Source organism: Microcoleus sp. S28C3, from assembly GCF_036700785.1.
GTDB lineage: Bacteria > Cyanobacteriota > Cyanobacteriia > Cyanobacteriales > Microcoleaceae > Microcoleus > Microcoleus asticus.
Map to the genome: position 1 here is coordinate 1 of NZ_JAUBPO010000056.1, position 13,162 is coordinate 13,162.

Here is a 13,162-nt window from a genome sequence, read left to right on the forward strand (position 1 = left end):
CTGTAGGAGTGAAAATTGTCATCTCACACTTTTTTGATTATAACCGATAAGTCATCAACTTATTTATTTTTCATTCCTTACGTGAAGTTGGCAAGAAGGGCTTTGAAAGTGGAGGATTAAGGTTAAATTGATTTACTGGTTCCCAGGCTCTGCCTGGTAACACAGATCCGGAGGCTCTGCCTCCAATTTTCCTCCGCAAGCGAGGCAGAGCCTCTTGACATCGATTCCCAGGCAGAGCCTGGGAACCAGTTAAAGGAGGAGAAGATGATTTATTTGTTAGCGTTTTGGGTAAATAGGTATATGTCGTCTCGCTGATATTTTAGTTGAAATTGAGGAGTGTTTTTTAGTTGAGTTACTAAGTTATTAACAAAATCTCGATCGCTCATCCAGCCAGGATATCTGAGGTTCAGCAATACATAATCAAATTCTGCGAGATTGGCCGGCGGCTCGTTAGCCAAAGTTATTTTGACTACAGGGCGGTGCGCTAAGTGCGGAGCAATCTGAGCATTTGTTAAAACACTGCCTTTGGTTTCAACAAGAGAAATTGCCTCTTTTGTAGCTGGCAAAGTGTCGAGCCCATTTAAATAAATAGTCCAGAAATAGCCGTATTTTGCTAAAGCTAAGAAAGCAATCAACGACCAAATTACAATGACTCTAGGCAATGGATAATTAGGAAGTGGCAATCTATCAAATATTGTCTTTCCTTTTTGCTGATTGCTATCTGCTAAACTGGAAATTACGGCAACCAACAAAAACGGCAATATCGGCACAGAATATTGATGAATTAAATCCCGCTGAGCGGGGATATCGGAAAGAATATTCATCGCCAACATCGGCACAGCACTAATTAAAGATGACAGATGACGCGGAGACAGCCACCAAATTATAGGTAATACCAATAAAGCTAAATATTCAAAAGTATCTAAAGAAAACAAACGCCCTAAAACTAGATTGGGTTTCACTATTAAATTAATAGCAATTTCCAAAACCGAGTTTCCCAAATATTGATATCGCCCGATTCCCGCGTGTTCTCTTCCCTGATTAAAATACGGTATAACTGCCTGAGTAGCTACCAGGAACCAACCCGCGCCTAGAAATAGAGCTATGAGCCCACAATTGCGTTTTTTGTCAAAACACAACAGCCACAAACCCATCGCAGCCACAGTTAAAGATAGCACGGCTTTGCAGCTCAAAACTAATACAATAGCAGCACAAAACCACAAGGTTTTATTCAGCCTCGCGGCTAAGATTGCTGCTAGCAGTGCTGGCAAAGCAATTACTTCTGGGTGGAAGTCGAAGAGATTGACATTAAATACTGCGGGATAAAGCAGATATACGGCTGAAATTGCAATTGCTTTTCGTTCGTTTAATCCCGCTTGACGTGCCAAACTCCAAGTCGGCCAAGCGCCTAAAGCTAGGGAAACAGCTTGCACTAAAAAAAGCCAGTGAACATCTGGATATATTTTGTAAAGTAAAGCTAGTGGATAGAAAATAAAAGCGGCGTGATCGCCCCAAATATTTATTGCCATTAAAGAGGAAAATGGCCTTTGATTTTGGGAGATTAAATAAATTGCTTGGTCAAAAATTGCTAAGTCGAATGCAGTTGACTGAAACAAAGCGTGCCGCGCGCTGCTGGCGGTAAATAAGACTATCGTTGTCACGACAATTATTAAAAATACTGGATGAGATTTTAGGGATTTTAAAGTTAGCATTTTATTGGTTTAATCAGCGATTCGTTTAAATAGCCGAACTTCGTTCTTTTGATAAGTTAAGTTAAAATCTGGAGAGTTTTTAAGTTGATTTGCTAAGGTATCACCAATTTTTTCAGTATCAGGCCAGGGATGGCGCAGGTTTAATAATATGTATTGAAATTCAGCTAAATTTGTTTGGGGCGAAATTTGTGAAAGCAATTTTACTATTGGGCGGTGGGCAAAGTGAGGGGCAAGTCTATTATCTGTTAAAATACTGCTTTGAGGTTGAACTTGTGCGACTGCTTCGCGTGTAGCTTGCCAGGTATCTAGTCTATTTAGGTACAGATAAAAATCTTTATATTCGCCCAGAAATAGGAAAATTATTAACGACCAAATTATCATGATTCTCGGCAATTGAATTCCTAGCCGGAGTTGATGAAGTCGGAAATTCTTAAAGGGTAAATTTGCCAATTTGCTATAGGGAAATTTTGGCAAATTTACAGATGTTAAAAACTGTTGGTTATTTGCTTTATCCTCTTCCTTGTTTTCTCTTATTTCTTCTCTCTTCCTTGTTTCTTCCTTCGCGATAGCTGCTAACAATAAAAAGGGAATTACAGGCACTGAATACTGATAGGCTAAGCTGCGTTGAAATTGCAAGTCAGAGAGGATATTGATCAGCAGGGTAGGGATGGCAGGAATTAGCGCTGTTAAATATTGTAGGCGTAGTTTGCGCGAGAATGGTAATAGCAGCCAAATCACAGGTAAGGTGAGGAGAAATAAATATTTTAATGTATCGAATGAAAGGATTTTGCCTAATACTAACTGTGGTTTTAATATGAGATTGATGATGATTTCTAGTACGGATTTGCCTAAATAGCTGTAGCGCCCGACTCCAGCGACTTCGCTGCCGCTAAAGAAGGGGATGATTTTCTGGGAAGCTATCAAAAACCAAGCTGCACCGAGCAAAAGTGCGATCGCCCCGCACCGTTGCTTTTTTTCGCAAAAAAACAGCCATAAACCAATAGCAGCAACGGTTATGGACAAAACCGCCTTGCAACTCAAAATTAACAGAATAGCGGTACAAAACCACACAATTTTATTTAAACGCGCCGCCAAAATTGCTGCCAAAAGTGCGGGTAAAGCGATTACTTCCGGGTGAAAATCAAACAAATTGATGTTAAATACCACCGGATAGAGCAAATAAATCAATGCGATGGCACGGGATTGTTCTTGATTTAAACCGGCCAAACGCGCTAAACTCCAGCTAGGCCAAGCGCCCAGGGATAAAGCAACTGCTTGTACCAACAGCAGCCAATGCACATCCGGGTAGATTTTGTAAAGCAAAGCTAGCGGATAATAGATTACCGCTGCATGATCGCCCAAAATATGAATGCCCATTAAAGAAGAAAAAGGCGTTTGGTTTTGGCCGATCAAGTAAATTGCTTGGTCAAAAATTCCCAAATCGAAAGCAGTTGATTGGAATAAAGCGTGCCGTAAACTGCTACACAAAAAGAAGATTGCCGCAGCAGTAGCGATCGCCCAAACCAAACTCGACGGTAGCTGCGATCGACCTTCCTCTATATTTTCGGCGATAGAGACACTGATGTCCTCACTAGAATCAGGAAAATTTTCCCTATTCTGCATGAAATCTGGCACTAACTGACCACTCAAAATATGATTACCTCGAATGTGCTTTCCACGCAATAGTTAACCGCTAATTTTAATCCCCGCAATCGTAATATTAGAATAGCCCACAAAACATTAAACAATTGTGAAAGCAATAACTCTTCTCGGCTCCACAGGCTCCATCGGCACTCAGACTCTGGATATTGTAGCTCAATACCCCGAGCAATTTCGGATTGTCGGGTTAACCGCCGGACAAAATGTAACGTTGCTGGCCCAGCAAATTCGCCAGTTTAGACCGGAAATTGTCGCGATTTGCGACGAAGATAAATTGCTGGAATTGAAGGACGCGATCGCAGATCTCGACCCTCAACCTATTTTACTTGCGGGCGAGTCAGGCGTTGTCGAAGTTGCCAAATATGGCGACGCTCAAGCCGTCGTCACCGGCATAGTTGGCTGTGCCGGTTTGCTGCCAACAATTGCGGCTATCAAAGCAGGTAAAGATATCGCCTTAGCGAATAAAGAAACATTAATCGCAGGGGGCCCCGTTGTCAACCCCCTCATCGAAAAATACGGCGTTAAAATATTGCCTGCTGACTCGGAACATTCGGCTATTTTTCAATGCCTCCAAGGTGTTCGGGTTGGCGGGTTGCGGCGAATTATTCTCACAGCTTCGGGGGGTTCTTTTCGAGATTTGCCGATCGAGAAATTAGCAGGAGTAACAGTAGCCGATGCTTTGAAACATCCAAATTGGTCGATGGGGCAGAAAATTACAATTGATTCTGCTACTTTGATGAATAAAGGATTAGAAGTAATCGAGGCTCATTACTTGTTCGGGATGGATTATGAGGACATTGATATTGTCATCCATCCTCAGAGCATAATTCACTCGTTAATTGAGCTGCAAGATACATCGGTTTTGGCGCAATTGGGCTGGCCGGATATGCGATTGCCGCTGCTTTACGCTTTGTCTTGGCCGGAGCGAATTCATACAGATTGGGAACGGCTGGATTTGGTAAAAGCTGGGGATTTGACTTTCCGAGAACCCGACCACGAAAAGTATCCTTGTATGCAGTTGGCTTATGCAGCGGGACGTGCGGGCGGTTCGATGCCTGCGGTGCTGAATGCGGCCAACGAACAGGCGGTAGCCCTGTTTTTGGAGGAGAAGATTCAGTTTTTGGATATTCCGAAGTTGATTGAGAAAGCCTGCGACAAACATCAAGCCGATAACTGTGAAAGTCCTGCTTTAGACGATATTTTGGAGGCGGATCGGTGGGCGCGGCAGGAAGTTTTGGCAGATAGTATAGAATTGGGCGATCGTATTCTTTCGGTTCGGTAATTGTATCAGCAGACTTGCACTTACCCACAAGTCCGCTGGGGAATTAATACCCCGTCTCATAGCTAAAATTGGTTGAAATTGAGATATTGCACCATTCTCAATAAGCCTTTTAGGAACAGGCAAGATGCCTGTTCCACAAGAAAATTCACTCTTTGTGGAACAGGCATCTTGCCTGTTGCTGACAATGGTGCAAGATGTGAGTTGAAACCGACTGCCCAACTTTAATAAATATTCAGTTTTATTTCAGAGGACTTTAGCTATGAGACACGGGTTTCCCCCCCTGACGGACTATGCCAAAAAGTGCAAAATATCGCCCAAACCATGTTAAAAGTTGACCGGATGTTAGCCTTTTATAGACTAACTCCGAACTTTTGCCGCCAAATCAGCCGCACTCATCTTTTCGTACATTTCAAAAGGTTGGTGAATCCAAGGATTGTCAGCCAAATAATCTACATAATAATCCGGCTTTGCAACAGAACAAGCCTTGTACCAGAGTACAGCAGTCCGAATTTCCTGAATATCCTCGCCGTAGCGACTCTTCAGCCAAGCGATTCCTTGCTCCAAACTAATTCCCGAATCCACCAAATCGTCAATCAGGAGAATGCGGCTGCCCAAATTATCGCCCACCATTGTCAAATCGCGGGCAAACTCGATCGCACCCCGGACTTTTCCCTCGGCCCCACCATAGGACGAGGCAGCTAAAATGGCCAGAGGTTTGTCGAAAATCCGCGACAGAGTATCTCCAACCCGCAGCCCTCCCCTCGCCAGACAGACAATTCGATCGAATTTCCACTGAGATTCTTCAATTTTTACAGCCAAATCCTCAATTTTCCGATGGTACTCAGCCCAAGAAACGTAAAGGTTACTCATTCCTAATATTATTGAAATATCAAAGGTATTATTAATTATTTTGGGGAAAATGACATGGATGCAGAGGAACTTCTCAGACGGTATGCAGCCGGAGAACGGGTTTTTCACAAAGTAGACCTGAGCGGTGCTCATATGTCAAGGACAAATTTGCGCGATATAGACCTGAGTCACGCTAATTTAAAAGGTGCAAATTCGCTCGGCCTCACCCTCTACAGAGCTAATCTGTATCAAGCAGATATCAGCCAAGCCAACCTCTCTCAAGCCAACCTCATGTCCGCTAATTTTGGCGAATGCGAGGCGGTGGGAGCGAACTTGAGCGGAGCCATCTTGCGGAGTGTCGTCTTCAGCGGGGCCGATTTAACGGGGGCGAGTCTCAGGGGTGCAGACATGAGAGATGCAAACCTTCAGGGGGCAATTTTGATTCAAGTTTATGCAGTTAACGCTAACTTGCAAGGTGCAAACTTGACAGAAGTAAAGCTTTGCGGAATCAACCTGAGCAAAGCCAATTTAACCGATGCGAACTTAACACAAGCTGACCTCAGCCGTGCTAACCTAACTCAAGCAAATCTGAGTTGGGCAAATTTAACGGAAGCAAATCTGGAAAAAGCTGATTTGAAGGGAGCCGATTTGAGCGGAGCTAACTTGAGCTGTGCAAATCTCCATCAAGCAAATTTGAGCGGAGTTTCCCTTAAGGGAGCAAATCTCCGGGGAGCAAACTTGCATCAAGCTTCTTTGCGCGGGACAAATTTGGATGAAGCGAATCTGAGAGAGGCCATGATGCCTGACGGCACAATCTCTGACTAATAAGCTGAGAAAATAGAAGTTAAAACAGCAGGGTGCCTGTTGCGCACCCTACATTTATGCTAATGCCTGATTTTTTTAAGGGATTTAATTCTGCCTTCAAGTGACAGTGCATTTAAAGAGTAGTGGCAAAAAATTTAGAACCGAGTTTAATCTACAACTTTCAGCCAGCCGCGGCGAACTGCGTGGAGCAAGCGGTTGATGGCTGTTTGATCTTCTTCGGTAAGACTGTCATTTAACAGCGCTGTCTTGAGCTGTTGTCGGTGAGTGGGAGTCAGCAGACCAGAGTGATATACCTGAAAGACTAGCTCTGCAATAGTAAATTGAGGTAAAAGCGTTTGGGTTGTCATCATGTGTTTGTTTTTTGAACTCACTCTTGACAGTATTGACTGATTTCCCCAATGTTTATGTGATTTAACTACGCAATTATATGTGATCGATTCGCTCTTAATTGGTGATTTGTGTCAGCCTGATTTGGGGATCGGATGTTTTCTCGCTCGCCCTGCAACTCGAAACACAAACTCCGTCCCGATTTCTCGCTTTTGGCCAATCCCAAATCTATACTTGTTGTCAAGAAACTCTGACAAATAAATTAATATTTATCTATTATCTAGATGATTAATGACGGCTAATTAATGACTGCTAACTAAATCGATCGACTTAATTAAATCTAAAAGTTTTACGCTGTTGAGACATCTGCCTTTGGTTACATTTACCGAAGGTCTTGGCGTGGGTTTTTTTCCGTGGATATACTTAATACAGCAGATTCCAGGCAAATAGAGTACACCTTAATCCCAAGCACTTACCAAAATAGTTGACAAACCCTTGCAACCCTACTCCATAAACCTGAAAATTGCTGTAACTGCTGACTACAGGCTACTGACTGCTGACTGCTTCAGATCAAAAATCCCGGCTTCTTTAAGAAACCGGGTTCGAGCTTTTCGATCGCAGTACAACTTTTTTTGGAGAGGGTTAATGCAGCGACCTGCTCACGAAAATCTTATTGTTGGCAAAGCTTGACAGGAGAAAAAGTAGAAATACTCATCTCAACTTCTTTTGTGAGAGGACTAATCGGAAATCCTGACCCATCCGCGGCGGATGGCGTGAAGCAGGCGGTTGACTGCATCTCGGGCATCTTCGCTGAGAGCGCTTTCGCAGAGTGCGGGCAGTCCGTGGCTTTGAGTGCGAGTCAGATTGCCTGAACGGGTGACTTGATAGAACAGTTCAGCGATCGCGCGATCGGATTTTAAAGTCAGAGCTTGCATGAAATATCGTTGAACTCGACTATTGTAGTATCGAGGATTTGAGAAAAGAGTAGGGTGATAGCAGTCGGCTAAGCTGTGCGATCGTTCTTAGCTCCATTTGTGACCGAAGTCTGCGAGTATACGTGAGTTAAATCACAGATAACCAAAAACCTCGATCGCATAACCTGTCATTGCGGTGGTAGCCTCAAGGTTTGACTAAACCTCGAAAACTCCTGATCGCAAGACTTTTAGCCCCCAGCGCCGCTGCACAGCGGGAGTGCGTCCCCTCTACATCCCAGGCTCTGGACTCGGAGAACTGTCAAACTTTGGGTTTTAGACACTTGCAGCTTGCATCACAGGGTCTAAAGTTGCGATCGGCGAGCCACACCCTGAGATACAATATTTATAAATACTTCTATCCCATCTCTAGGCAGGCAAGTAAAAAAATGATAATGATTAGCTACTTTTCGATTGCCTTAATCGTTTTTATTGTTTGGTTCAAAAGTTTTTGGAATGATACTGCGACATCTAAAAAAGACGTGATCTCTTGGATAGCATTAATATTCGGCCCTCTGTTTTGGCCTGTTGTTCTGCCCCTATCCCTTTTGCAAATTACCAGCAAAAAGTCTGTTGTAAAAACAGCTCAATGCGATCAAGAATTATAATAATTTGTGGAAGTAACTGGCTTAAACAAAGTCGGTTATCTCGTCCTAAACGATCCGGCTTGCATCGCTCCTCGCAGCGAGTAAATCATCTTGTTTGATGGTAAAAAAAATGCAGTTATAAGGTAGAATTCAATAAAAATCCTGAATCCTAAAACAGTATTTTTTTACCGCTCCAAATTCTGCCTTCTGCTTTTCGCTCCCGCCCAAAAACGGATACAAGTTTCCGAGAGTAGTCGCCAGCCGACCAAAATTTTAGACTCTTGTTCAAGCTCCCAGATTCATCTGTGGAGTAAATCTAAAATCTCAAATCGTTCGACGGAGCGCGACTCCACTGCTCTCTCGCCTAACGTCTCATGGCAAAGTATCAAATCGACTGACGCGTACTTTTCTTCTGTAACATCGTGATTTAATGGTGTCGCTGAGTCAAAATTGTCAGACACAAATAGTCGGACAGCGACCGCAACATTTTTTACTCAAAGATTATCTGCCAGCTCAACCAAGCTCAAAATTAATCTGCAATGTAACACGGCCTGTTGCTGGCAAAACTATAACTTCAGACATATTTTCGCCTTCCGCTGACCCACTTAAGAATTTTTATTACTTCCGGCCACTGCGCACCATTAATCGAATTTGGTAAAATCCTTGGTTAGCCTTAAAAAAAGCTAGACACCTTGCCCTGTAACCTTTTACAGCTCTATTTTTTAAAAGTGTAGCAGCTCTCACAAGCAAATTGTAGAGTTCGTTTGCGCCTAAATTGCCTAACTCTTACCGCAGTTAGATAGACAATTAAAAGCAGAGACTGCAATATGAAATAGGCAACAACTGTTTCAAATCTCAACTACGATTTATTTTGGGCGATCGGGCATGACGAATGTATAACGCGAGCAAGCGGAATTTTTAGAGGTGCTGGATTTTTGGGTTTGGGAACTTCTCAAAAAAAAGTGCCGTCCCTGTATCCACATTCGCTATTTGCATAAAAAGTAGGAGTAAAAATGAACGAAGTGTCTGAGAAACCAATTTATAGAATTCTTAATCTAGTGTCGCTGCTAGCGCTGAGCTACTATGCAGCTACTTCCATAAATTATATGTTCGAGAGCGACGCTCACATCTACAGGTACGACAGCCAGAGCAATTCCAACGCGCCAACAGCGCAACTAGAAGCACACCATCGGAATAAATAGTAGAGCTTTTCTATGAATGCCGAAGCAAATTTCCTGGAAATCGCTAATTGTTAATTAGCGGCTCGAAGTTAACAATTAGCAATAATTTTTTTTGTGATAAGTTAATATTTTTACTTACAGCTATTTGCCATCAAAGATACTACAAAAATTAACTATCTATTTGGCTGTAAAAATAGACCACAGCGATGAAAACAGTTTAAAGCACTTTCATCATTAATAGCATTAAGAGCTTTAGTGATCGCTTCATCAAGAACATTTGAAGTTTGAGCTGCTTCAGAACCGAGAATTACTTTAATTTTTGACCAACATAACTCGATGGAAAATAAATTCGGCGAGTAGGGAGATAAGCATTTCACTTGAACTCCGACAGATTGAATCAAACTTTCCACGGCTTAGACATGATGAACAGGTAAATTATCCATCACTACAATTGCGTCAACCCATAACGGCGTTGAATATATTGATAATGATCGAGGAAAAACAGGGAAATATCTTTGATCTGGTGCTTGAGATAAAAAAGCAACAAACTAATTGAAAGTTGCAACATCTCTTGAGACTTGCAATAACATAAGGTCTTGCGATGTAACCCGCGCCAGATAATGTCTTAATCTCGTGTTGTCTCCTTCCACCCTTGTCATATAAGTCTTGCAAACAATATGGTCTTCAGAGTTGATATATTTTGGGTAAACACAATAGTCCTCAGTGACCCAGAAATAGCAAGACCAATTTTTACTCATCCTCCACAAAGCAACAAAAGTGTCACTGCTGCTATCCCCTAACGTCCAAGCAAGAATGCCTTCAGCAAAATGATTGACTGGTGTCTATACAAGGATATTGTTGTTTTTGAGCCAACAAATGTCTGGATTTCGTCGATTTCTCCTACTTCTGGTATGGTTTCAACTGCCTCAGTTTCAGGTAATGGTTCCCCTGTTTCTTTGACCCAGTTGATGACACTATTGTGGCTGATAGCATTACAACGCTCAATTTGTCTCGCGCCCCATGCCATTACAGTATATGAGAGGAGCAAATTTGTTTGGCATCCTCGGAATATCCACGCTGACTATAGGTTTCGACAAACTGGCGATTGCATTGCTTACATCGATAGCACTCTTTTCCGTATCGATGTCCATTTTTAACTACATCTTCACCGTTGCATTTTGGGCATTGCATTTTTGAACTTTGAACAACTTTGCCTTTATTATGCCACTTCCTATTTTTAAATATAGTTATGAATATATGCAACGCCGCATATTTTTCTGTTTGACAGTGTGTCCCGAACCAAGAGACAATTAATACCATTTGAGATTTGAGATTTGAGGTTTTAGATGGGGAAGGATTGATGACGGAGTTTAGAGTTTACCGGCAGTTGCATTCTGTTTATAAACTGGTACAAGATGCGCAGCAGTTTCTTCTCAGCTTTGACCCCGCCCAAAAACGGATACCAGTTTCCGACAGGAGTCGCCAGCAGCCCAAAATTTTAGATCTTTGTTCAACCTCCCAGATTCATCTGTGGAGTAAATCTCAAATCTCAAATCTCAAATTTAAAATCGACTGACAGTACCGTCACCACTCTACCGGCCTACCGTTCATCTCAACTTCCCAACACAAGCGCTGCATTGTCAGATTGTCGGGATGGATGCGGCTCATGGCTGTAATGACCTATTTGGGTTGAAAAACCGGGTTTTTTAGCCAAAATCCTGGGTTGAGTGCGGGGGATTTCGGTGGAAAAATTAAGGTGATGAGCCTCAAGAGTCCGTCGGGGATTGTGTTGGGACGCACTTTTGATTGAATGCGGCCTCCAGCGTACGCGGGCTTGCTTTGAAAGCTAGCTAAAAAATTTTGATTTCTGGGGAACTATTGGCGAAAATCAAAAGTCTGGTCAACTACAGTGTACTTAAAAGTCGCAACTCAGTTCCAGCCCGATTGCGGGCGATCGAACTTCCCGGCGATCGACAGTGCCAAGAAGGGCCCGGTGCGATTTCTCGATCTTGAGAGCATACTCCGATTAAAAATGGTTTATGTGTATTTCCCGGCTATTGTTTTAAAAATGACTAGCCGCATCGAAGCTCAGTATGGTACACTCACAAACGTTTAGTTGAAATATTTTGGTGTTAGAGGAGGGAGGGAGTGGTGGAGTCGAGAGTCCACAGCAGGAAACAACCGATATTTGCTGCTCAAGGAATACAGGATTCAACTTGCGATCCCGACCTCCTTACGGACAATTTAAATTACATGACAACTTATGGCAGCCGGGTCAATTAGGGTCTCAACCAATGTCCGGTTTCGTTGGCTAAAAGCTTCAAAAAAAATAGTTGTACTCATTTGAAAAATAGGGTGCTGCTCCACCCGAATTTACGCCTGTGGACAAGTAGGAGCCGACTCCCTTGGTAGAAGCAGGAAGCAGACCCTCTAGAAACTACTTCTAGTTGAATGGTGGAGCTTAAATAAGCTTAGCCAGGTTTTGTATAGCAGAGAAAAGTGTATTGTAGAAAAATGGTTCATCCTTTAGGAGGAGTGTAAATGACACAGGTAACTAATCCAACAACACCAGTATCTTCAAACCCGGGACCGGGCGGTGGCGCTAACATTATCGGCACCCAGGAGAGTAACAGGTTAAACGGCACCGCCCAAGGCGATATCATCCTGACTTTTGGGGCCAACGATTTGGTCGCTGGTGGCGGTGGCAACGACCTGATTATTACCGGCGGCGGCAATGACACTGTCGGCGGCGGCGACGGCAACGATACCATCCTTTCAGGCAGCGGCGCCGATGTGGTAGCTGGTGGCACCGGCGATGACGTGATCTTTGCCGGTAAAGGTGATGACCTCGTAGACGGCGGTGATGGCAATGACCTGATTTCTGGAGACAGAGGCAACGACACCGTACTCGGCGGCTCTGGGAGCGATACAGTCTATGGCGGCCAAGGCAACGATGTTGTCGGCGGCGGCGACGGCAACGACAGCCTGTTCGGCGGTAAAGATAACGATACTGTCGATGGTGGCTCTGGCAATGACTTTATCTCTGGCGACAGAGGAAGTGATGTCCTGACGGGCGGTGCTGGCAGCGATACGTTCTACTTCTTCTCCAGCGGTGGCGATTATGGCGTAGACACGATCACTGACTTTACCCCAGGCGAAGATAAGATCCGCTTGAAGCAGGGCGGTGTGTTCTCTGGTTTGGGCAGCAGCTTCGATGCCACCGAGTTTGTAGTCGTTTCTGGTTTCAACGCAGCCAGCCCAGGAGCAGGCACGACGAACAAGTTGGTCTACGACCCAACAAGCGGTGCGTTGTACTTCAACGGCAGCAACGGAGTGCTAACTGTTGCTCAGTTGCAGACTGGTCTGACAATTACCTCGAACAGCTTCGAGTTGTTCTAAAACAAGTGGCAGTTGTGGGGCAGCACCATATTTTATCTGGTGCTGTTCTCACACTACTGAAAGTCTTGGAAGCTTTCAACTTCATTCTGCCTGCGGCGGAGCGAAGTTGAAAGCTTTAATGTAGAGACAGGACTTAGGCACGCGGAATCAGAAAGTCGGTTTATTGGTAAATACTTCGCCCGGAAACCTAAGATACAGCAGCAGATTCCAGGTTAGTTCAGTACACCTCAGAAACCCGGAGGGCAGGCGCTCTTGGCACCGCCCCGGAGCGAAACCAGTTTTTTGTAATTCATTTGCCAGCAAAAGTGTCGTATCTCGTAGAAACGGCGTTTATAAGGCTTGAGTCTCAGAAGCAAAAGAAAGTAGGAAG

General features: G+C 43.8%; 11 protein-coding genes and 1 pseudogene. 5 read left to right on the forward strand and 7 right to left on the reverse strand.

Annotated elements, in window-relative coordinates; all coding sequences use genetic code 11:
- Positions 1–269 precede the first annotated feature (269 nt).
- Together QUA13_RS17575 and QUA13_RS17580 are read right to left on the reverse strand one after the other, a co-directional pair.
- Positions 270–1,661: a DUF2079 domain-containing protein gene (locus tag QUA13_RS17575; protein WP_333200486.1), complete on the reverse strand. Its 1,392-nt coding sequence runs from the start codon at positions 1,659–1,661 to the stop codon at positions 270–272.
- A 60-nt stretch (positions 1,662–1,721) separates the two neighbouring features.
- Positions 1,722–3,335, reverse strand: a complete 1,614-nt coding sequence (locus QUA13_RS17580) for a DUF2079 domain-containing protein (RefSeq protein ID WP_333200539.1) — start codon at positions 3,333–3,335, stop codon at positions 1,722–1,724.
- Between the two features lie 127 nt (positions 3,336–3,462).
- Between QUA13_RS17580 and dxr the strand changes: the two genes are divergently transcribed.
- A complete protein-coding gene (gene dxr, locus QUA13_RS17585; protein ID WP_333200488.1) occupies positions 3,463–4,653 on the forward strand; it encodes a 1-deoxy-D-xylulose-5-phosphate reductoisomerase in 1,191 nt (396 codons plus the stop codon).
- A gap of 357 nt (positions 4,654–5,010) precedes the next feature.
- On the opposite strand, the gene QUA13_RS17590 is transcribed toward dxr, so the two are convergent.
- Complete coding sequence (locus tag QUA13_RS17590) at positions 5,011–5,523, reverse strand: phosphoribosyltransferase family protein (protein ID WP_333194059.1); 513 nt, start codon at positions 5,521–5,523, stop codon at positions 5,011–5,013.
- 54 nt (positions 5,524–5,577) lie between these two features.
- Here QUA13_RS17590 and QUA13_RS17595 point away from each other — a divergent pair, with 54 nt between their 5' ends.
- Complete coding sequence (locus QUA13_RS17595) at positions 5,578–6,327, forward strand: pentapeptide repeat-containing protein (RefSeq protein WP_333194060.1); 750 nt, start codon at positions 5,578–5,580, stop codon at positions 6,325–6,327.
- 146 nt (positions 6,328–6,473) lie between these two features.
- On the opposite strand, the gene QUA13_RS17600 is transcribed toward QUA13_RS17595, so the two are convergent.
- Entirely contained in the window at positions 6,474–6,674 is a 201-nt protein-coding gene (locus QUA13_RS17600; protein ID WP_172186381.1) for a hypothetical protein, read from the reverse strand.
- Positions 6,675–7,391: 717 nt separating this feature from the next.
- Positions 7,392–7,589 (reverse strand): hypothetical protein, encoded by a 198-nt coding sequence (locus QUA13_RS17605; protein ID WP_333194062.1) that lies wholly within the window; start codon positions 7,587–7,589, stop codon positions 7,392–7,394.
- Positions 7,590–9,225: 1,636 nt separating this feature from the next.
- Here QUA13_RS17605 and QUA13_RS17610 point away from each other — a divergent pair.
- The gene (locus QUA13_RS17610; protein WP_333200490.1) at positions 9,226–9,414 is read left to right on the forward strand and encodes a hypothetical protein; all 189 of its coding nucleotides are present in this window, start codon (positions 9,226–9,228) and stop codon (positions 9,412–9,414) included.
- 152 nt (positions 9,415–9,566) lie between these two features.
- Here the strand turns inward: QUA13_RS17610 and QUA13_RS17615 are convergent, their stop codons facing one another.
- Positions 9,567–9,803 carry a hypothetical protein gene (locus QUA13_RS17615; RefSeq protein WP_333200492.1) on the reverse strand — a complete coding sequence of 79 codons (237 nt, stop codon included), beginning with the start codon at positions 9,801–9,803 and terminating at the stop codon, positions 9,567–9,569.
- A 35-nt stretch (positions 9,804–9,838) separates the two neighbouring features.
- Positions 9,839–10,584, reverse strand: a pseudogene (locus tag QUA13_RS17620) (IS1 family transposase).
- A 687-nt stretch (positions 10,585–11,271) separates the two neighbouring features.
- On the opposite strand from QUA13_RS17620, the gene QUA13_RS17625 reads away from it, so the two are divergent.
- Both QUA13_RS17625 and QUA13_RS17630 read left to right on the forward strand, forming a co-directional pair.
- A complete protein-coding gene (locus tag QUA13_RS17625) occupies positions 11,272–11,406 on the forward strand; it encodes a hypothetical protein (protein ID WP_333200495.1) in 135 nt (44 codons plus the stop codon).
- Between the two features lie 528 nt (positions 11,407–11,934).
- Positions 11,935–12,792: a calcium-binding protein gene (locus QUA13_RS17630; RefSeq protein WP_333200497.1), complete on the forward strand. Its 858-nt coding sequence runs from the start codon at positions 11,935–11,937 to the stop codon at positions 12,790–12,792.
- Positions 12,793–13,162 lie beyond the last annotated feature (370 nt).